General features: G+C 71.0%; 18 protein-coding genes. 9 read left to right on the top strand and 9 right to left on the bottom strand.

What is annotated here, in order from left to right; genetic code table 11:
- Nucleotides 1–225: 225 nt before the first annotated feature.
- The 6 genes from gap to pgi all read left to right on the top strand — a co-directional run bounded on the left by gap (nt 226) and on the right by pgi (nt 6,036).
- A complete protein-coding gene (gene gap, locus AB0O53_RS11060; protein WP_350994860.1) occupies nt 226–1,230 on the top strand; it encodes a type I glyceraldehyde-3-phosphate dehydrogenase in 1,005 nt (334 codons plus the stop codon).
- 127 nt (nt 1,231–1,357) lie between these two features.
- A complete protein-coding gene (locus tag AB0O53_RS11055; protein WP_350994858.1) occupies nt 1,358–2,569 on the top strand; it encodes a phosphoglycerate kinase in 1,212 nt (403 codons plus the stop codon).
- Between the two features lie 6 nt (nt 2,570–2,575).
- Nucleotides 2,576–3,352: a triose-phosphate isomerase gene (tpiA, locus tag AB0O53_RS11050; protein WP_365194628.1), complete on the top strand. Its 777-nt coding sequence runs from the start codon at nt 2,576–2,578 to the stop codon at nt 3,350–3,352.
- Nucleotides 3,353–3,482: 130 nt separating this feature from the next.
- A complete protein-coding gene (secG, locus tag AB0O53_RS11045; RefSeq protein ID WP_030659973.1) occupies nt 3,483–3,713 on the top strand; it encodes a preprotein translocase subunit SecG in 231 nt (76 codons plus the stop codon).
- Nucleotides 3,714–3,894: 181 nt separating this feature from the next.
- Nucleotides 3,895–4,230, top strand: coding sequence for an RNA polymerase-binding protein RbpA (locus tag AB0O53_RS11040; protein ID WP_010352468.1), 336 nt, complete (start codon nt 3,895–3,897; stop codon nt 4,228–4,230).
- Nucleotides 4,231–4,380: 150 nt separating this feature from the next.
- Nucleotides 4,381–6,036: a glucose-6-phosphate isomerase gene (gene pgi / locus AB0O53_RS11035; RefSeq protein WP_365194832.1), complete on the top strand. Its 1,656-nt coding sequence runs from the start codon at nt 4,381–4,383 to the stop codon at nt 6,034–6,036.
- An 84-nt stretch (nt 6,037–6,120) separates the two neighbouring features.
- Here pgi and pgl read toward each other — a convergent pair whose 3' ends face one another.
- From pgl to tkt, 5 genes are all read right to left on the bottom strand, one after another.
- Entirely contained in the window at nt 6,121–6,903 is a 783-nt protein-coding gene (gene pgl / locus AB0O53_RS11030; protein WP_350994854.1) for a 6-phosphogluconolactonase, read from the bottom strand.
- Nucleotides 6,904–7,067: 164 nt separating this feature from the next.
- Nucleotides 7,068–8,102, bottom strand: a complete 1,035-nt coding sequence (opcA, locus tag AB0O53_RS11025; RefSeq protein ID WP_350994852.1) for a glucose-6-phosphate dehydrogenase assembly protein OpcA — start codon at nt 8,100–8,102, stop codon at nt 7,068–7,070.
- On the bottom strand, nt 8,099–9,625 hold the full coding sequence (gene zwf, locus AB0O53_RS11020; RefSeq protein ID WP_030766695.1) for a glucose-6-phosphate dehydrogenase: 1,527 nt from the start codon (nt 9,623–9,625) through the stop codon (nt 8,099–8,101). Before zwf ends, opcA begins: the two co-directional genes overlap by 4 nt.
- A gap of 5 nt (nt 9,626–9,630) precedes the next feature.
- The gene (gene tal / locus AB0O53_RS11015) at nt 9,631–10,749 is read right to left on the bottom strand and encodes a transaldolase (protein ID WP_350994849.1); all 1,119 of its coding nucleotides are present in this window, start codon (nt 10,747–10,749) and stop codon (nt 9,631–9,633) included.
- A 34-nt stretch (nt 10,750–10,783) separates the two neighbouring features.
- Complete coding sequence (gene tkt / locus AB0O53_RS11010) at nt 10,784–12,871, bottom strand: transketolase (protein ID WP_350994847.1); 2,088 nt, start codon at nt 12,869–12,871, stop codon at nt 10,784–10,786.
- A gap of 325 nt (nt 12,872–13,196) precedes the next feature.
- Here tkt and AB0O53_RS11005 point away from each other — a divergent pair, with 325 nt between their 5' ends.
- The 3 genes from AB0O53_RS11005 to AB0O53_RS10995 all read left to right on the top strand — a co-directional run bounded on the left by AB0O53_RS11005 (nt 13,197) and on the right by AB0O53_RS10995 (nt 15,747).
- Nucleotides 13,197–14,144: a heme o synthase gene (locus AB0O53_RS11005; RefSeq protein ID WP_350995080.1), complete on the top strand. Its 948-nt coding sequence runs from the start codon at nt 13,197–13,199 to the stop codon at nt 14,142–14,144.
- Nucleotides 14,145–14,168: 24 nt separating this feature from the next.
- Nucleotides 14,169–14,528 carry a hypothetical protein gene (locus tag AB0O53_RS11000; protein ID WP_234432396.1) on the top strand — a complete coding sequence of 120 codons (360 nt, stop codon included), beginning with the start codon at nt 14,169–14,171 and terminating at the stop codon, nt 14,526–14,528.
- Nucleotides 14,529–14,655: 127 nt separating this feature from the next.
- The gene (locus tag AB0O53_RS10995) at nt 14,656–15,747 is read left to right on the top strand and encodes an amidohydrolase family protein (protein ID WP_365194623.1); all 1,092 of its coding nucleotides are present in this window, start codon (nt 14,656–14,658) and stop codon (nt 15,745–15,747) included.
- Between the two features lie 28 nt (nt 15,748–15,775).
- Here the strand turns inward: AB0O53_RS10995 and AB0O53_RS10990 are convergent, their stop codons facing one another.
- The 4 genes from AB0O53_RS10990 to AB0O53_RS10975 all read right to left on the bottom strand — a co-directional run bounded on the left by AB0O53_RS10990 (nt 15,776) and on the right by AB0O53_RS10975 (nt 19,662).
- A complete protein-coding gene (locus AB0O53_RS10990; protein WP_403139881.1) occupies nt 15,776–16,735 on the bottom strand; it encodes a COX15/CtaA family protein in 960 nt (319 codons plus the stop codon).
- A 34-nt stretch (nt 16,736–16,769) separates the two neighbouring features.
- Nucleotides 16,770–17,903 (bottom strand): hypothetical protein, encoded by a 1,134-nt coding sequence (locus AB0O53_RS10985; protein WP_365194620.1) that lies wholly within the window; start codon nt 17,901–17,903, stop codon nt 16,770–16,772.
- Between the two features lie 68 nt (nt 17,904–17,971).
- On the bottom strand, nt 17,972–18,739 hold the full coding sequence (locus tag AB0O53_RS10980; RefSeq protein ID WP_365194618.1) for an ABC transporter permease: 768 nt from the start codon (nt 18,737–18,739) through the stop codon (nt 17,972–17,974).
- Nucleotides 18,736–19,662: an ABC transporter ATP-binding protein gene (locus tag AB0O53_RS10975; protein WP_365194615.1), complete on the bottom strand. Its 927-nt coding sequence runs from the start codon at nt 19,660–19,662 to the stop codon at nt 18,736–18,738. Before AB0O53_RS10975 ends, AB0O53_RS10980 begins: the two co-directional genes overlap by 4 nt.
- Nucleotides 19,663–20,030 lie beyond the last annotated feature (368 nt).

Genomic DNA, 20,030 nt, shown 5'->3' with positions numbered 1-20,030 from the left:
CATCCTCGACGCTCACCCTGAGTGACCGGGACCAAGGTCCCCGAGGCCCGCACCGGAGCGTCCGGAGCGGGCCTCGCAGGGGATACCCCGGCGAAGTGGGGGGAGTGTCAGCCCTCGACCGATGTCACCCAAAAGCTCACGGAGAGGTAGGGTCGTAAGCGGTCGGGGACATCCCATTTCAGCTCGCCGGCGCTCTCACCGGCGCACCAACGAGGAGATCGGTTCGTGACGATCCGCGTAGGCATCAACGGTTTTGGCCGCATTGGCCGCAACTACTTCCGGGCCCTCCTGGAGCAGGGAGCGGACATCGAGATCGTCGGTGTCAACGACCTGACTGACAACGCCACCCTGGTGCACCTTCTCAAGTACGACACCATTCTGGGCCGCCTCAAGGCCGAGGTGTCCCACACCGACGACACCATCACCGTCGGCGGCAACACCTTCAAGACCTTCGCCGAGCGCGACCCCGCCAACCTCCCCTGGGGAGAGCTGGGCGCCGACATCGTCATCGAGTCGACCGGCATCTTCACGAAGAAGGCCGACGCCGCCAAGCACCTTGCGGCCGGCGCGAAGAAGGTCCTCATCTCGGCCCCGGCCAAGGACGAGGACATCACCATCGTGATGGGCGTCAACCAGGACAAGTACGACGCCGCCAGCCACCACGTCATCTCCAACGCGTCCTGCACCACGAACTGCGTGGCGCCGATGGCGAAGGTCCTGGACGAGAACTTCGGCATCGTCAAGGGCATGATGACGACGGTCCACGCCTACACGAACGACCAGCGCATCCTGGACTTCCCGCACTCGGACCTGCGCCGCGCCCGCGCCGCCGCCGAGAACATCATCCCGACCTCCACCGGTGCCGCCAAGGCCACCGCGCTGGTCCTCCCGCAGCTCAAGGGCAAGCTGGACGGCATCGCCATGCGCGTCCCGGTCCCGACCGGCTCGGTCACCGACCTCGTGCTGGAGCTCGACCGCGAGGTCACCAAGGACGAGATCAACGCCGCCTTCCAGAAGGCCTCCGAGGGCCAGCTGAAGGGCATCCTCGACTACACCGAGGACGCGATCGTCTCCTCCGACATCGTGAACTGGCCGGCGTCCTGCACCTTCGACTCCTCCCTGACCATGGTCCAGGGCAAGCAGGTCAAGGTCGTCGGCTGGTACGACAACGAGTGGGGATACTCCAACCGCCTCGTGGACCTGACGGTCTTCGTCGGCGGCCAGCTCTGAGTTTCCAGGGCTGAAACCACGATGTGAAGCACAGGGTCCGGGCCGCGCGACGATGCGCAGTCCGGACCCTGTAGCTTGCCAGTCGTTCTTCGCCCCCGACACGGGCGCCCAAAGGAGTCAGAAACACATGAAGACGATCGACGAACTGCTCGCCGAAGGCGTCAAGGGCAAGCGGGTCTTCGTCCGCGCGGACCTCAACGTCCCGCTCGCCGAGGGCACCATCACCGACGACGGCCGCATCCGCGCCGTCCGGCCCACGATCGCGAAGCTCGCCGAGGCCGGCGCCCGCGTCATCGTGGCCTCGCACCTGGGCCGCCCCAAGGGCGCCCCGGACCCGGCCTTCTCGCTCGCCCCGGCCGCCGCGCGCCTCGGTGAACTGCTCGGCACGGACGTGGCGTTCGCCACCGACACCGTGGGGTCCTCCGCCAAGGAGACCGTCGCCGCCCTCACCGACGGCAAGGTCGCCGTCATCGAGAACCTGCGTTTCAACGCCGGCGAGACCTCGAAGGACGACGCCGAGCGCGGCGCCTTCGCCGACCAGCTGGCGGAGCTCGCCGACGTCTACGTCGGCGACGGCTTCGGCGCCGTCCACCGCAAGCACGCCTCGGTCTTCGACCTGCCCGCGCGCCTGCCGCACGCGGCCGGCTACCTGATCGCCACCGAGGTCGGCGTCCTGAAGAAGCTGACGGACGAGGTCAAGCGCCCCTACGTCGTCGTCCTCGGCGGCGCCAAGGTCTCCGACAAGCTCGCCGTCATCGACGAGCTGCTCGGCAAGGCCGACCGCCTCCTGATCGGCGGCGGCATGGCCTACACCTTCCTCTACGCCAAGGGCTACGAGGTCGGCATCTCCCTGCTCCAGAAGGACCAGGTCGAAAAGGTCAAGGAGTACATGGCCCGGGCCGAGTCCACCGGCGTCGAGCTGGTCCTGCCGGTCGACATCCTGGCTTCGACCGACTTCCCCGACCTCAAGGGCAAGACCCCGGCCGAGTACACCACCGTCGACGCGGACAAGATCCCCGCCGACAAGGAGGGTCTGGACATCGGTCCGAAGACCCGCGAGCTGTACGCCTCGAAGATCGCCGACGCGGCGACCGTCTTCTGGAACGGTCCCCTGGGCGTCTTCGAGCACCCCGACTACGCCGGAGGCACCCGCGCGATCGCGCAGGCCCTCGTCGACAGCGACGCCTTCACGGTCGTCGGCGGCGGCGACAGCGCCGCCGCGGTCCGTACGCTGGGCTTCGACGAGAACGCTTTCGGCCACATTTCCACCGGTGGCGGCGCCTCCCTCGAGTACCTCGAGGGCAAGACGCTCCCCGGCCTCGCCGCCCTGGAGGGCTGAACCCGCATGACCACCCGCACCCCGCTCATGGCGGGCAACTGGAAGATGAACCTCAACCACCTCGAGGCCATCGCCCACGTCCAGAAGCTCGCCTTCGCGCTCGCCGACAAGGACTACGACGCCGTCGAGGTCGCGGTCCTGCCGCCCTTCGTCGACCTGCGCTCCGTCCAGACCCTGGTCGACGGTGACAAGCTGAAGATCAAGTACGGCGCCCAGGACATCTCGGCGCACGACTCCGGCGCCTACACCGGCGAGATCTCCGGCCCGATGCTGTCGAAGCTGAAGTGCACGTACGTGGCCGTCGGCCACAGCGAGCGCCGCCAGTACCACGGCGAGACCGACGAGATCTGCAACGCCAAGGTCAAGGCCGCGTACAAGCACGGGATCACCCCGATCCTGTGCGTCGGCGAGGGCCTCGACGTCCGCAAGGCCGGACAGCAGGTCCCCCACACCCTCGCCCAGGTCGACGGCGGCCTGAAGGACGTCCCGGCCGAGCAGGTCGAGTCCGTCGTGATCGCCTACGAGCCCGTCTGGGCCATCGGCACCGGCGAGGTAGCCACCCCCGAGGACGCCCAGGAGGTCTGCGGGGCGATCCGCGGCCGTCTCGCGGAGCTGTACTCGCAGGAGCTGGCCGACAAGGTCCGCATCCAGTACGGCGGCTCCGTGAAGTCCGGGAACATCGCGGAGATCATGGCCCAGCCGGACGTCGACGGCGCCCTGATCGGCGGCGCGGCGCTCGACGCGGACGAGTTCGTCAAGATCGTCCGCTTCCGCGACCAGTGAGTATGCGGTAGGGCCGATCCGTCGTACCCTTGCGGGGGCCAGAGGCTGGAGTTCCGGCAGCTGGCCCCCGCGCACATCTCGCAAAGCCGGAAAGCCCGAAAAAGCCAGAAAGTAGGAATCAGCCGTGATTATGGGGTTCTCGATCGCCCTGATCGTCTTCAGCGCCCTGCTGATGCTGCTCGTGCTGATGCACAAGGGCAAGGGCGGCGGCCTCTCCGACATGTTCGGCGGCGGCATGCAGTCGTCGGTCGGCGGTTCCTCCGTCGCGGAGCGGAACCTGGACCGCATCACCGTCGTGGTGGGTCTGCTCTGGTTCGCGTGCATCGTCGCGCTCGGCCTGGTGATGAAGTCGAGCAGCTGACCGTTCTCGCCATTCCGGCAGTCCGGTCGGCATCGCCCGACCTATGATGAGGCAGGCGTCCACGGCGCGGAATCAGTAACTCCGCTCACTGGACGTGCGTTGGGCCTTACGTAGACTTGGGCGCTCCGCGGCGGATTCTCCACTCACACTCCGCGGCACCATCACGCAGGGAGTTACGACCGTGGCAAGTGGCAACGCGATCCGTGGTAGCCGGGTCGGAGCGGGGCCGATGGGTGAGGCAGAGCGCGGCGAGTCTGCGCCCCGCCTGCGCATCTCCTTCTGGTGCTCGAACGGGCACGAGACGCAGCCGAGCTTCGCCAGCGACGCGCAGGTGCCGGACACCTGGGACTGCCCGCGCTGCGGGTTCCCGGCCGGCCAGGACCGGGACAACCCGCCCGCGCCGCCGCGCACCGAGCCCTACAAGACGCACCTGGCGTACGTACGCGAACGGCGCTCGGACGCTGACGGCGAGGCGATCCTCGCCGAGGCGCTCGCCAAGCTCCGGGGCGAGATCTGACACCGCCCGGTGAATGTGACGTGAGGCCCGGCCCCGCAGGAATCTCTCCTGCGGGGCCGGGCCTCTTTGTGTGCGTTGCGCCGCTTGTGATCCCTTAAGTTGGTGATCGGCGGGGCACGACAGGACGGAAGAAGTGGGTTGATGTCCGAGATGAACGCAGGCAGCCGTATCAAGCTGAACCGGACGCCCGAGTGGCTGGCGCTCGGCAAGCACCGGGAGGATTTCGGCGGGACGCATCTGCGGCAGCTGTTCGAGGAGAATCCCGGCCGCGGCGCCGGCTACACCCTGCGGGTCGGGGACCTGTACATCGACTACTCCAAGCACCTCGTCACCGACGAGACGCTGGAACTGCTGCGCGAACTGGCCGCGGCGACGGGCGTGGCCGAACTGCGCGAGGCCATGTTCCGCGGCGAGAAGATCAACACGACCGAGGACCGGGCGGTCCTGCACACCGCGCTGCGCGCCCCGGCGGACGCCGTCGTCGAGGTCGACGGCGAGAACGTCGTCCCCGGCGTGCACGAGGTCCTCGACAAGATGGCCGCCTTCTCCGACCGGATCAGGTCGGGCGCCTGGACCGGCTTCACCGGCAAGCCCATCAGGAACGTCGTCAACATCGGCATCGGCGGCTCCGACCTGGGCCCCGCGATGGCCTACGAGGCCCTGCGGGCCTTCGCCGACCGCGGCCTGACCGTGCGCTTCGTGTCCAACGTCGACGGGGCGGACCTGCACGAGGCCCTGCGCGACCTGGACCCGGCCGAGACGCTGTTCATCATCGCCTCCAAGACCTTCACCACGATCGAGACCATCACCAACGCCACCTCCGCCCGCGGCTGGCTGCTCGCGGGGCTGGGCGGCGACCAGGCCGCCGTGGCACGGCACTTCGTGGCGCTCTCGACCAACGCGGAGAAGGTCACCGAGTTCGGCATCGACCCGGCCAACATGTTCGGGTTCTGGGACTGGGTCGGCGGGCGCTACTCCTTCGACTCCGCGATCGGGCTCTCCCTGATGATCGCGATCGGCCCCGGCGCCTTCCGCGACCTGCTGGCCGGCTTCCGCCTGATGGACCAGCACTTCCGCACGGCGCCCGCCGAGGAGAACGCCCCGCTCCTGATGGGCCTGTTGGGGATCTGGTACGGAGCCTTCTTCGACGCCCAGTCGCACGCGGTGCTCCCGTACAGCCACTACCTCTCGCGCTTCACCGCGTACTTGCAGCAGCTGGACATGGAGTCCAACGGCAAGTCCGTGGACCGCGACGGCAATCCGGTGGAGTGGCAGACCGGCCCGGTGGTCTGGGGCACGCCCGGCACCAACGGCCAGCACGCCTACTACCAGCTGATCCACCAGGGCACGAAGGTGATCCCTGCGGACTTCATCGGCTTCGCCAAGCCGGTGGCCGAGCTGGAGGCGGCCCCCGCGGCCCAGCACGACCTGCTCATGGCCAACTTCTTCGCGCAGACCCAGGCCCTGGCCTTCGGCAAGACGGCCGACGAGGTCCGCGCGGAAGGGGCGCCGGAGTCGCTGGTCCCGCACAAGACCTTCCACGGCAACCACCCGACGACCACCATCCTGGCCACCGAACTCACCCCCGGGGTGCTCGGCCAGCTGATCGCGCTGTACGAGCACAAGGTGTTCGTCCAGGGCGCCGTGTGGAACATCGACTCCTTCGACCAGTGGGGCGTCGAACTCGGCAAGGTCCTCGCCAAGCGCGTCGAGCCCGCACTGACCGAGGGCGCGGACGTCCCCGGTCTGGACGCCTCCACGCAGGAGCTCGTCGCGACCTACCGGACGCTGCGCGGCCGCGGCTGACGCACACGGCTGACGTACACGGCTGACGCATGCGCGAAGGGCCCGCTCTCCCCGGGGAGAGCGGGCCCTTCGCGTCGGCTCCCGTCAGGAGGAGGCCGGAGGATACATCCCGGACGGCAGCTTGGCCGCCGCCGCCCGGTCCAGGAGCCACAGGGTCCGCGAGCGGCCGTACGCCTCCGCGGCCGGTGCCTGCACGCCGCCGGCCCCGCCGAGGGCGATGGAGACCGCTCCGGCCTTGTCCTCGCCGGCCGCCAGCAGCCAGACCTCGCGGGCCGCCCGGATGGCCGGGAGGGTCAGCGAGATCCGGGTGGGCGGCGGCTTGGGCGCGCCGTGCACGCCGACCACCGTGCGGTCGGTCTCCCGGGCCGCGGGGTGCTCGGGGAAGAGCGAGGCCACGTGCGTGTCCGGGCCGACGCCCAGCATCAGCACGTCGAAGGTGGGGACCGGACCGTGGTCCTCCGGACCGGCCGCCCGTGCCAGCTCGGCCGCGTACGCGGCGGCGGCCGCGTCCACGTCGGCGCCGTACGGGCCGTCCGAGGCCGGCATGGCGTGCACGCGGGCGGGGTCGACCGGGACGGAGTCCAGGAGGGCCTCGCGGGCCTGGGTGTGGTTGCGCTCGGGGTCGTCGGCGGGCACGTACCGCTCGTCGCCCCACCACAGGTCGAGCCGGTGCCAGTCGATCGCGTCGCGGGCCGGGGCGGTGGCCAGTGCGGCGAGGAGGCCGTTGCCGTTGCGTCCGCCGGTGAGCACCACGGACGCGGTGCCGCGGGCCGCCTGGGCGTCGACGATCTTCGTGATGAGCCGGGCCGCGGTGGCCTCGGCCATCAGTTCCTTGTCCCGGTGGACGACGACCTGAGGAGTCGTCATACCCATGTGCTGCCGCCTTCTTGGTAGTTCCGGGGGTGCGGTGCCGCGGGCGCCGCTGCCCGGACCCGGTCCTCAAACGCCGGACGGGCTGGAAGAACCAGCCTCGCCGGCGTTTGAGGCGCGGGGTCTGGGGCGGAGCCCCAGCAGTGGGCCTACCGGCCCGCCTACTTGGCCGCGGGCTTCTTCGCCGGCTTGGCGGCCGGCTTGGCCGCCGGCTTCGCGGCCGGAGCCGCTTCCGCCGGTTCCTCGGCAGCCGCCTCCGGCTTCGAGGAGGCCGCCGCCAGCTGGGACACGCCGTACTTCAGCGAAGCCTCGTACGTGTTGTCCGGGTCCAGCCGGCGCAGCTCCTCCGCCAGGAGCTCGGCCGTGTCGCGGCGCTTGAGCGCCACGTTCCGGTCGGGCTGCCCCGGCATGCACAGCGTGGCCAGCCCGCCGTCCGCCCGGTTCAGGACGATGTCGCCGTCCTTGGTCGACAGACGTACGGCCGTCAGGCCCGGACCCGCCGACAGCGTGCGGCGGACCGGGACCTGGAGCCGGTCCGCCAGCCACATGGCCAGCAGCTCACAGCTCGGGTTGTCGGCCTCGCCCTCGACGGTCGCCGAGACGACCGACAGGGCCTGCTGGTCCAGCGCCGCGGCCAGCATGGAACGCCACGGGGTGATCCGGGTCCACGACAGGTCCGTGTCCCCGGGCGCGTACGCACCCGCCCGGGAGCCGAGCGTGCCGACCGGGTCCTCGCAGGAGTACGTGTCCGTGATGCGGCGCTGCCCGAGCGTGCCCAGCGGGTCGCCCGCCAGGTCGGCGGGAGCACCGTCCGGCCACCAGACGACCACGGGCGCATCCGGGAGGAGCAGCGGGAGAACCACCGACTGGGCGTGGTCGACCAGTTCGCCGTGAAGGCGCAGCACGACCGTCTCACCGCTGCCGGAGTCCGCCCCGACGCGGATCTCCGCGTCGAGCCGGGCGTCCCGGCGGCTGCGCGGCGAGCGGCTGGCCCGCTTGATGACGACGACGATCCGCGAGGGGTGTTCGTGGGACGCGTCGTTCGCCGACTTGAGCGCGTCGTACGCGTTCTCCTCGTCGGTCACGATCACCAGCGTGAGGACCATGCCGATGGCCGGCGTGCCGATGTCCCGGCGTGCCTGCACCATCGCGGCGTTGATCTTGCTGGAGTTGGTCTCCGTGAGGTCGATCTTCATGGCCGGCGCCAGCTCCGTCCGTCTCGTGCGAGCATCTCGTCCGCCTCGACCGGCCCCCAGGTGCCCGCCGGGTACTGCGCGGGCTTGCCGTGCTTGTCCCAGTACTCCTCGATCGGGTCGAGGATGTTCCAGGACAGCTCGACCTCCTGGTGGCGGGGGAAGAGGTTCGCGTCGCCGAGGAGCACGTCGAGGATGAGCCGCTCGTACGCCTCGGGGCTCGACTCCGTGAAGGACTCGCCGTAGGCGAAGTCCATCGTGACGTCCCGGACCTCCATGGAGGTGCCCGGAACCTTGGACCCGAAGCGGACCGTCACGCCCTCGTCCGGCTGGACCCGGATGACCAGGGCGTTCTGCCCCAGCTCCTCGGTCGCGCCCGACTCGAACGGCAGGTACGGGGCCCGCTTGAAGACCACCGCGATCTCGGTCACCCGGCGGCCCAGGCGCTTGCCCGTCCGCAGGTAGAAGGGGACGCCCGCCCAGCGGCGGTTGTTGATCTCCAGACGGATGGCCGCGTAGGTGTCGGTCTTCGACTTGGGGTCGATGCCGTCCTCTTCGAGGTACCCGACGACCTTCTCGCCACCCTGCCAGGCCGCCGCGTACTGGCCGCGCACGGTGTGCTTGCCCAGGTCCTCCGGCAGCTGCACCGCCGTCAGGACCTTGAGCTTCTCCGCCACCAGCGCCTTGGGGTGGAAGGAGCCGGGCTCCTCCATCGCGGTCAGCGCGAGCAGCTGGAGCAGGTGGTTCTGGATGACGTCGCGGGCCGCGCCGATGCCGTCGTAGTAGCCCGCCCGGCCGCCGATGCCGATGTCCTCGGCCATGGTGATCTGCACGTGGTCGACGTACGACCGGTTCCAGATCGGCTCGAACATCGTGTTGGCGAAGCGGAGCGCCAGGATGTTCTGGACGGTCTCCTTGCCGAGGTAGTGGTCGATCCGGAAGACCTCGTCACGCGGGAAGACCTCGTGGACGACCTTGTTGAGCTCCTCGGCGCTCTTCAGGTCGTGGCCGAAGGGCTTCTCGATGACGGCACGCCGCCAGGAGCCCTCCTTCTGCGCCAGACCGTGGTCCTTGAGCTGCTGGACCACCTTGGGGAAGAACTTCGGCGGGACGGACAGGTAGAAGGCGAAGTTGCCCCCCGTGCCCTGCGCCTTGTCGAGCTCGTCGATCGTCGCCTTCAGCGTCTCGAAGGCGGCGTCGTCGTCGAAGTCGCCCTGGACGAAGCGGCAGCCCTGCACCAGCTGCTGCCAGACCTCCTCACGGAAGGGGGTGCGCGAGTGCTCCTTGACCGCCTCGTACACCTCCTGGGCGAAGTCCTCGTGCTCCCACTCCCTGCGGGCGAACCCGATGAGGGAGAAGCCCGGCGGGAGCAGGCCGCGGTTGGCCAGGTCGTAGACGGCAGGCATCAGCTTCTTGCGCGACAGGTCACCCGTAACGCCGAAAATGACCAGGCCGGACGGCCCCGCGATGCGCGGGAGCCGCCGGTCCTGTGCGTCACGAAGCGGGTTCGCTCCGTTTACAGACAAAGTGGTCAGGCCTCCGTGGGGGCGAGGCGCTGCAGCTCCGCCTCGGTCGACTTCAGCAGGTCGTTCCAGGACGCCTCGAACTTCTCGACGCCCTCGTCTTCCAGCAGCTGAACGACATCGTCGTACGAGATGCCCAGCTTCGCGACCGCATCGAGCTCGGCGCGGGCCTGCTCGTAGGTGCCGCGCACGGTGTCACCCGTGATCTGCCCGTGGTCCGCCGTGGCCTCCAGGGTGGCCTCCGGCATGGTGTTCACCGTGTTCGGGGCGACCAGGTCGTCCACGTACAGGGTGTCCTTGTACGACGGGTCCTTGACACCCGTCGAGGCCCACAGCGCACGCTGCTTGTTGGCGCCGGCGCGCTCCAGGGCGTTCCAGCGGTCCGAGGAGAAGACCTCCTCGTAGGCCTCGTAGGCCAGACGGGCGTTGGCGAGCGCCGCCTTGCCCTTCAGGGCCTTCGCCTCGTCCGTGCCGACGGCGTCCAGGCGCTTGTCGATCTCGGTGTCCACGCGGGACACGAAGAAGGACGCGACCGAGTGGATCAGGGAGAGGTCCAGGCCGGCGGCCTTGGCCTTCTCCAGGCCCGCCAGGTAGGCGTCCATGACCTCGCGGTAGCGCTCCAGCGAGAAGATCAGCGTGACGTTGACGCTGATGCCCTTGCCGATGACCTCGGTGATCGCCGGCAGGCCGGCCTTCGTCGCCGGGATCTTGATGAGCGTGTTCGGCCGGTCCACCAGCCACGCGAGCTGCTTGGCCTCGGCGATCGTCGCCGCGGTGTTGTGGGCCAGACGGGGGTCGACCTCGATCGAGACGCGGCCGTCCTGGCCGTCGGTGCGGTCGTAGACGGGGCGCAGGATGTCGGCGGCGTCCCTGACGTCCGCCGTCGTGATCATGCGCAGCGCCTCGTCCACGGTGACCTTGCGGGTCGCGAGGTCGGTGAGCTGCTGCTCGTAGCCCTCGCCGCCGCTGATCGCCTTCTGGAAGATCGCCGGGTTGGTGGTGACACCGACCACGTGCGACTGGTCGATGAGCTCGGCCAGGTTGCCGGACGTGATGCGCTTGCGGGACAGGTCGTCCAGCCAGATCGCCACGCCTTCGTCGGAGAGGCGCTTGAGTGCGTCTGTCATGGGAATTGCATCTCCTACTGGTGTAGTACGGGCGTCAGCGCGCGGCGGCGGCGAGGGAGTCGCGGGCGGCGGCGGCGACGGCCTCCGGCGTGAACCCGAACTCGCGGAACAGCACCTTCGCGTCGGCCGAGGCACCGAAGTGCTCCAGCGACACGATCCGGCCCGCGTCACCGACGTAGCGGTGCCAGGTCAGGCCGATGCCCGCCTCGACCGCGACGCGGGCCTTGACGGAGGGCGGCAGGACGCTGTCCTTGTACGCCTGGTCCTGCTCCTCGAACCACTCGACGGACGGCATCGAGACCACGCGGGTCGGGATGCCGGCGGCCTGGAGCTGCTCGCGCGCCTCGACGGCCACGTGCACCTCGGAGCCGGTGCCGATGAGGACGACCTGGGCGTCGCCGCCTTCCGCCTCGAAGCGCACGTAGCCGCCCTTGACGGTGTTCTCGTCGGCCTCGTACGTCGGCACGCCCTGACGGGTGAGGGCCAGACCGTGCGGGGTGCCCTTGCCGAACACCTTGGTGTGACGCTTGAGGATCTCGCGCCAGGCGATCGCGGTCTCGTTCGCGTCGGCCGGGCGGACGATCGTCAGGCCCGGGATGGCGCGCAGCGAGGCCAGGTGCTCGACCGGCTGGTGGGTCGGGCCGTCCTCGCCGAGGCCGATGGAGTCGTGCGTCCACACGTAGGTCACCGGCAGGTGCATCAGGGCGGACAGGCGCACGGCGTTGCGCATGTAGTCGGAGAACACCAGGAAGGTGCCGCCGTAGATACGGGTGTGGCCGTGCAGGGCGATGCCGTTCATGGCCGCGGCCATGGCGTGCTCGCGGATGCCGAAGTGGATGGTGCGGCCGTACGGGTCGGCCTCCGGCAGCGGGTTGCCCACCGGCAGGAACGAGGAGTCCTTGTCGATGGTGGTGTTGTTGGAGCCGGCGAGGTCGGCCGAGCCGCCCCACAGCTCCGGGATGACCGCGCCGAGCGCCTGGAGGACCTTGCCGGAGGCGGCGCGGGTCGCGACGGCCTTGCCGGCCTCGAAGGACGGGAGCTCGTCCTCCCAGCCCGCGGGCAGCTCGTTGGCGTTGATGCGGTCGAAGGAGGCGGCGCGCTCCGGGTTGGCGGTGCGCCAGGCGGAGAAGTCCTTCTCCCAGGCGGCCTTGGCCTCGCGGCCCCGGTCCAGCGCCTTGCGGGTGTGGGCGATGACCTCGTCGGCGACCTCGAAGGTCTGCTCCGGGTCGAAGCCGAGCACGCGCTTGGTGGCCGCGACCTCGTCGTCGCCGAGCGCCGAGCCGTGGGCGGCCTCGGTGTTCTGGGCGTGCGGGGCGGGCCAGGCGATGATCGAGCGGGCCGCGATGAAGGACGGGCGGTCCGTGACGGCCTTGGCGGCCTGCAGCGCCGCGAACAGCGCCTTCGGGTCGAGGTCGCCGTTCTCCTGCTGCTCGACGCGCTGGACGTGCCAGCCGTACGCCTCGTAGCGCTTCATGGTGTCCTCGGAGACGGCCGTCTCCGTGTCACCCTCGATGGAGATGTGGTTGTCGTCCCACAGCAGGACGAGGTTGCCGAGCTTCTGGTGGCCGGCGAGGGCGGACGCCTCGTGGGAGATGCCCTCCTGGAGGCAGCCGTCGCCCGCGATCGCGTAGACCATGTGGTCGAACGGGGAGGTGCCCGGGGCGGCCTGCGGGTCGAAGAGACCGCGCTCGTAGCGGGCGGCCATGGCCATGCCCACCGCGTTGGCGACACCCTGGCCGAGGGGGCCGGTGGTGGTCTCGACGCCCGCCGTGTGGCCGTACTCCGGGTGGCCGGGGGTCTTGGAGCCCCAGGTGCGGAACGACTTCAGGTCGTCCAGTTCGAGCCCGAACCCGCCCAGGTACAGCTGGGTGTAGAGGGTCAGGGACGAGTGCCCCGCGGAGAGCACGAAACGGTCGCGGCCCACCCACTCGGGGTCCGCCGGGTCGTGCCGCATCACCTTCTGGAAGAGGGTGTACGCGGCGGGGGCCAGGCTCATCGCCGTACCGGGGTGGCCGTTTCCGACTTTCTGGACCGCGTCGGCGGCCAGGACGCGGGCGGTGTCGACGGCCCGCTGGTCAAGTTCGGTCCACTCGAGCTCTGTGGTGGTCGGCTTGGTGCTCACCGTGGGTCAGGGCTCCTCTCCACATGTTTGTATCCCGGTGACGAACGGTGCACCGGCGATTCCGAGCCTACCCCCGCAACGGCGTGCAGCTATTCGAGTGCAGGCGGTCCGTCATCGCGCCGCCGACCCGTGTTCACCCGGCCACGGGTGCGCGGCGGGCGCCGTCCCCCGTATGTATGCACGGTCCGATCGGCCCAACACGAGGCGACCCCGGCGCGGGGCGACGTAAGCGCAACGTCTACAGTGGCGTGGTACGCGCAAGCCTTAACCGGGCCTTCACGTTGTGAACGGCCCGAGTCGGAGCTTGCTGGATTCTCTCTCAGGGGTGTGCGTGACGGCCGTCGAATCCCGTCCAGCGGGGGTGCTCGGGACGAGCCCCGGTCACCGGCCGTTCGGGACCCGCGTCATGGCTTTCGTGGCATTGACCAAGCCGCGGATCATCGAACTTCTGCTGATCACCACAGTGCCGGTCATGTTCCTCGCGGAACAGGGCGTGCCGTCGCTGTGGCTGGTCCTGGTGACCTGCGTCGGCGGTTACCTGTCCGCGGGCGGCGCCAACGCGCTGAACATGTACATCGACCGCGACATCGACGCGCTGATGGACCGGACCTCCCAGCGCCCGCTGGTGACCGGCATGGTCAGCCCGCGGGAGTGCCTGGTCTTCGGCATCACGCTGGGCGTGGTCTCCACCCTGTTCTTCGGCCTGCTCGTCAACTGGCTGTCGGCGGCGCTCTCGCTCGGTGCGCTCCTCTTCTACGTGGTCATCTACACGATGCTGCTGAAGCGGCGCACGACCCAGAACATCGTCTGGGGCGGCATCGCGGGCTGCATGCCGGTGCTCATCGGCTGGTCCGCGGTCCGCAACGAGGTCTCCTGGGCCGCCGTCATCCTCTTCCTCGTCATCTTCTTCTGGACGCCGCCGCACTACTGGCCGCTGTCGATGAAGGTGGCCGACGACTACGCCCGCGTCGGTGTGCCGATGCTCCCGGTCGTGGCCGGCAACAAGGTCGTGGCGCGCCAGATCGTCCTCTACAGCTGGGTCATGGTCGGCGTCTCGCTGCTGCTGACCCCGCTGGGGTACACCGGCTGGTTCTACACGGCGGTCGCGCTGGTGGCCGGCGGCTGGTGGCTGTGGGAGGCGCACGCGCTGCACGCGCGGGCCAAGGCGGGCGTGACGGGTGCGAAGCTCAAGGAGATGCGCCTGTTCCACTGGTCGATCACCTACGTGTCGCTGCTGTTCGTGGCGGTGGCCGTGGATCCCTTCCTCCGCTGATTACTCGCCGGTAGCATGGCTTCCATGGGAGACACCGCAGACACCGCGGCCGCCGCAGGCGCCGCGGACAAGAAGCAGGACCGTACGGCCGCGAAGCTGGCCAAGCAGATCGGCGCCTTCGCCAAGCAGCACGGCGGCGCCGAGGGCCAGCTCGCCCACATCGGCCAGGCCGGCACCCGCATCGTGCTCGTGGGCACGGACGGCGGCTGGGGCGACCTGGTGGCCCCGACCTTCGCGGTGGCTCAGCTGGCCGCGGAGAAGGCCGGGCTGACCCTCCACGAGGAGTTCGACGGGGAGTTCGCCGCGCGCGTGCGGACCGGCCCGTACGAGTGGTCGCGGATGGCCGGTATCCAGCTCGGCGGGTCCGAGAACCCGGCGGCCTGACCGCCCCCGGGGCCCCTCCGGGGGCCGCCGTCCGGGCTCGGTCAACAGCCCGAGCAACACCTCACACCCCGCTCACCCGTTAGGACGTGTGGAAGCGCCTTCCCCACGTCCGCAACGGGATGCCCGGATGATCGAAACGCCGCCCCTGGTGGACCAGTACTGCCACGGAGTCCTCCGTACGGAGCTGGGACTGGGCACCTTCGAGGCCCAGCTGATCCACTCGGCCGGCCCGCCCGCCGCCGGCACCACCTTCTTCGACACCCAGACCGGTTTCGCGGTCCGCCGCTGGTGTCCGCCGCTGCTGGGGCTGGAGCCGCACGCCGCCCCGGCCCGCTATCTGGCCCGGCGCCGCGAGCTGGGCCCGGACGAGTCCGCGCGGCGCCTGCTGCGCGGTTCCGGAGTCGGCGCCTATCTGGTCGACACCGGTGCGGCCGGGGACCTGACCACCCCCAAGGAACTGGCGCTCGCCGCCGACGCCGAGGCCTTCGAGACCGTCCGGCTGGAGTTACTGGCCGAGCAGGCGGCCGACACCTCCGGGACGGTGGCCGCCTTCCTGGCCAATCTCGCCGAGGCCGTCCACCACGCCGCCGCCGGCGCGGCCGCCTTCGCCTGCGCGACGGTCCCGGGCCGCGCGGACGGCACGGCCTTCGATCCCGATCCGCCCGGCCCGGGCGAGGTGCGCGGTGCGGCCGGACGCTGGCTGGACGGGCGGCCGCGCGGGGGAGCCGTACGGGACCCCGTTCTGCTGCGGCACCTGCTCTGGAGCGCGGTGACGTCCGGGCTGCCGCTCCAGCTCCACACCGGTACGCAGGACCCCGCCGCCCTGACCGGGTTCGTACGGGCCACCGCGGGGCGCGGGACACGGCTGGTGCTGCTCGGCGGATACCCGTACCACCGGCACGCGGCGCGGCTCGCGGAGGCCTTCCCGCACGTCTACGCAGATGCCGGCGCGGGCCTCGCGCGCACCGGGGCGCGGGCCGCGGCGGTCCTGGCCGAACTGCTGGAGCTCGCGCCGTTCGGGAAGCTGGTGTTCTCCAGCGGGGGAGGGCGGCTGCCCGAACTGCACGCGGTGGGCGCCCTGGTGTTCCGGGAGGCGCTGGGCCGGGTGCTGGGCGGCTGGGCCGCCGAGGGGTCCTGGTCCTGGCGGGACGCGGAGCGGGTGGCGGCCATGGTCGCGGCGGGCAATGCCCGCCGCGTCTACCGGCTGGACCGGCCGTGAGGGCCGGTCCGGAACGGCGGGCCCGGACTCAGACGGAGGAGAGCTGTGCGTCGCCCGGCGCGGGGGTCCCCGCCTCGTCGGCCGGCCGCTCGCGCAGGCTCAGCGCGAGCCGGAGCACGGCGATCCACACCAGGCAGGAGCCCAGCATGTGCACGGCTACCAGGACCTCGGGGACATCGGTGAAGTACTGCACGTAGCCGATGCCGCCCTGGGCGAGCAGGACGAGCAGCAGGTCGCGGGCGCGGGCCCGGGTGTCGACGGGGGCGTCGACCACCCGCAGCACCAGCCACATGGCGACGGCCAGCGCGCAGACCACCCAGGCGGCGATCGCGTGCACGTGCGCGGTGGTGTCCCAGTCGAACGGCATGCGCTTGATCTCGCTGCTGTCACCGGCGTGCGGGCCGGACCCGGTGACCACCGTGCCCGCCGCGATCAGGACGAGCGTGGTGGAGATCAGCGCCCACGACAGCTTGCGGACCGGGCCGGGGACGCGCGGGCGGGGGGCCGTGTCGCCCTCGCCGACGCGGTGCCAGGTGATGGTCGTCACGGCGATCAGTGCGGTGGCGAGCAGGAAGTGCCCGGCCACGCTGTACGGGTTGAGGCCCGTCATGACGGTGATGCCGCCGAGCACGGCGTTGCACATGACGATCGCGAACTGGACCCAGCCGAGCTTCGTGAGCGAGTGGCGCCAGGGCTCGGCCGAGCGGGCCGCGACGATCACCCAGCCGACGGCGGCGCTGAGCACGTACGTCAGCATCCGGTTGCCGAACTCGATGGCGCCGTGGAGCCCCTGCTCCTGCGTCACGATCAGGCTGTCGTCGGTGCACTTGGGCCAGGTGTCGCAGCCGAGACCGGATCCGGTCAGCCGCACCGCGCCGCCGGTGACGACGATGGCCACGCTCATGACGAGCGCGGCGAGCGCGGCCCGCCGGACGATCCGGGGTGACGGAGTCCAGCGGCTGGCGATGTAAGCGAGGGGGTTCAACACGCCCCATATCGTAGGCGACCCCTTGTGCAAACTTTCACGAGGGGGTGGGGGGTGGTGCGTCGGGCCCGGCGAGCAGCCGGAACCTGGCACCGGCGGGGTCGCCCTCCTCGTGCCACCACAGCAGGACGCGCCAGTGCGCGGCGTCGCCCGGGTGGTCCGGCGAGCCCGTGAAGCCGCGTACTAATTCAGCCCCTACGTCCTCAGCTGTCCGGTTCCTCACTTCTGTGGCGCTGTGCCAGGGATGGGGGAGTGCGTTCCACAGTCCGTCGGAGCCGCGGACGTCGAAGCGCCACACCGCGAGCCAGGGGGTGACCTCCAGCATCGTGCGCACCTGTTCGGCGCCGAGGTGCAGCCGGGCCGCGATCTCGGGCTCGTCCACCGAGCGGATGCGGGCGGCCACCACGGCCCGGGGCAGCAGCCGTTCGGGCAGCAGCCCCCGCGTGCGCAGGCCGACCAGTTCGTCGAAGGCCAGGTAGCGCAGGCGCAGTTCCAGCTGGCGGCCGATGTGGTCGAGGGCCTCCTCGGCGGCCTCGGCCTCCTCCGCCGCGGGATCGGCCAGGAGCAGCCGGCGGAAATCGGACTCCGCGTCCACGGCCCAGGCCACCGCGTCCTCGGTGGAACCCAGCTCGGCGAGGCGGTCGCCGAGGAACACCTTGGCCTGGGCGAGACCCCGCCGGTTGACCGCATCGCGCTGGTCCAGTCCCGCCCACACCTCCACCGCGGTACGGGTCAGGTCGCGGGCCCGCTCACCGGCGGCCCGCTCCATGGCGCTGGGGCCCTCGCCCGCGGCCGCGCCCAGCGGGTGCCTGGGCAGCCGGTCCGCGTCGCTCAGCGGCCAGGCCAGCCACACCCCGTGGTTGATCAGCCCGCGCGCGTACCAGCGGGCGTACTCCGGGGTGTGCCGGGCGGCGCGTTCGGAGCTGCGCAGGCCCTCCTCGATCGTGGCGAGGGCGCCCGCGCGGTCCCCCGCGGCGAACCGCAGGGCGGCCCGGTCGGCGAGGCGCAGCCCGAGCAGGGCGGAGCACTCGGGGTCGTCGTCAAGCGCGCGCAGGGCGCCGATCAGCTCGTCGAGGAGCCGTTCCCGCTCCGCCGGCTCCACCTGCGCGGCCCCCGCCCGCACCCGCGCCCACCGGTCGTCCAGCCGAAGTACGGCCTCCCGCTGCACCATGTCCGCCCCCCGGCTTCATGTGTGGAGGCGCCCATCCTCGCGGCTCGGCCGTCGCGAGGGAAAGGGTTTCATTCCCAGCGGAAGAGCCGCGCGGCGGCGCCCAGACCGAGTACGGACCAGGCCGCGAGGACGGCCGCGTCGCCCCACGGGAGCACCGCTCCCTGCTGGAGCACCTCGCGCAGCCCGTCGGACAGGGCCGAGATGGGCAGCAGCCCCAGCACGGACTGCACACCGGCCGGGAACTTCTCCATCGGCACGATCACCCCGCCGCCGACCAGCAGCAGCAGGAAGACCAGGTTGGCGGCGGCCAGGGTCGCCTCGGCCTTGAGCGTGCCCGCCATCAGCAGCCCGAGCCCCGAGAAGGCGGCGGTGCCCAGCAGGACGAGCGCGGCGACCGACAGCGGGTTCCCCTGCGGGGACCAGCCCAGCGCCAGGGCGATCGCCGTCAGCAGGGCGATCTGCAGCACCTCGGTGACCAGCACCGAGAGGGTCTTGGCGGCCATCAGCGCCCAGCGCGGCAGGGGCGAGGCCCCGAGCCGCTTGAGGACCCCGTAGCGGCGGTCGAAGCCGGTGGCGATGGCCTGGCCGGTGAAGGCGGTGGACATCACGGCGAGGGCGAGGATGCCCGGGGCCAGGAAGTCCACCGACTTACCGGCGCCGGTGTCGACGATGTCGACGGCGGAGAACAGCACCAGCAGCAGCGCCGGGATGATCACGGTCAGCAGCAGCTGCTCGCCGTTGCGCAGCAGCATCCGGGTCTCCAGCGCCGTCTGCGCGAGGATCATGCGGGACACGGGCGCGGCCCCCGGGCGGGGGGTGAACGTACCGGCGCTCATGCGCGCAGCTCCTTACCGGTCAGTTCGAGGAAGACGTCTTCGAGGGTGTGCCGCTCCACCGAGAGGCTGTCCGGCAGCACGCTGTTCTGCGCGCACCAGGAGGCGACGGTGGCCAGCAGCTGCGGGTCGACCTCGCCGGTCACCCGGTAGACGCCGGCGGTGGTCTCGGCCGCCTCGGTGCCGTCGGGCAGCGCCTTCAGCAGCGAGGCCAGGTCCAGGGCGGGCCGGCCGGTGAAGCGCAGGGTGTTCTCGGCGCCGCCCCGGCACAGCTGCTCGGGGCTGCCGTGGGCGATGACCCGGCCCGCGTCCACGATGGCGACCTCGTCCGCGAGCTGCTCGGCCTCGTCCATGTGGTGGGTGGTGAGGACGACGGTGACCCCGTCGGCGCGCAGTTCCCGTACGAGGTCCCAGGTGGCGCGGCGGGCCTGCGGGTCCAGGCCGGCGGTGGGTTCGTCGAGGAAGACCAGCTCGGGGCGGCCCACGACGGCCATGGCCAGGGCGAGGCGCTGCTGCTGGCCGCCGGAGAGCCGGCGGTAGGGGGTCCGGCCGCAGCTGCCCAGGCCGAGGCGTTCCACCAGGACGTCGGGGTCGAGCGGGTCGGCGTACAGCTTGGCCATGTGGCGCAGCATCTCGACGGCACGGGCCCCGGAGTAGACGCCTCCGGACTGGAGCATCACGCCGATCCGCGGACGCAGCTCCTCGGCCCGGGCGACCGGGTCGAGGCCGAGGACGCGGACGGTGCCGGCATCGGGGCGGTGGTAGCCCTCGCAGGTCTCGACGGTCGTCGTCTTGCCCGCGCCGTTGGGACCGAGGACCGCGGTGACGGAGCCGCCGCGGACGGTGAGGTCCAGCCCGTCCACCGCCGTCGTGGCGCCGTACCGCTTCACCAGTCCGCGGATCTCCACGGCGGGGTCGTTGCTCATGGTGGGTGAGTCTACGGAGCCGCGGGAAGGGCCCCGGGCGCCGGGTGGCCGGGAGCCGGGCCCCCGAATTCGGGTGCGGCGGGGCTCCGGGCGCCTGGGATTCGAACGCCGGGCAGTGAAAATGGCTTTTTTCAGTCCGGCCGGCCCGGACGGCCCATCCGCTTTCGGTGATCTTTTCGGGAAGTCGGCGCGGTGGGGGCACGGAGCCGCGGCGGATGCATGAGTGCTGGTGGGAGCCGCGCGGAGGGCTCCGGAACGTATTCGGGGAGATAGCGGAATGAACCCCTCCGATTAACTCTCCGTAGATAAATAAGGTAACCCTTAGTGATGGAGGCCACCAGGCGTGGCGTCCGTCACGGCTTGTCCGG

The organism is Streptomyces erythrochromogenes (assembly GCF_040684695.1).
Classification (GTDB): Bacteria; Actinomycetota; Actinomycetes; order Streptomycetales; family Streptomycetaceae; genus Streptomyces; species Streptomyces erythrochromogenes_C.
This window is presented reverse-complemented; position numbering and strand designations above follow the sequence as displayed.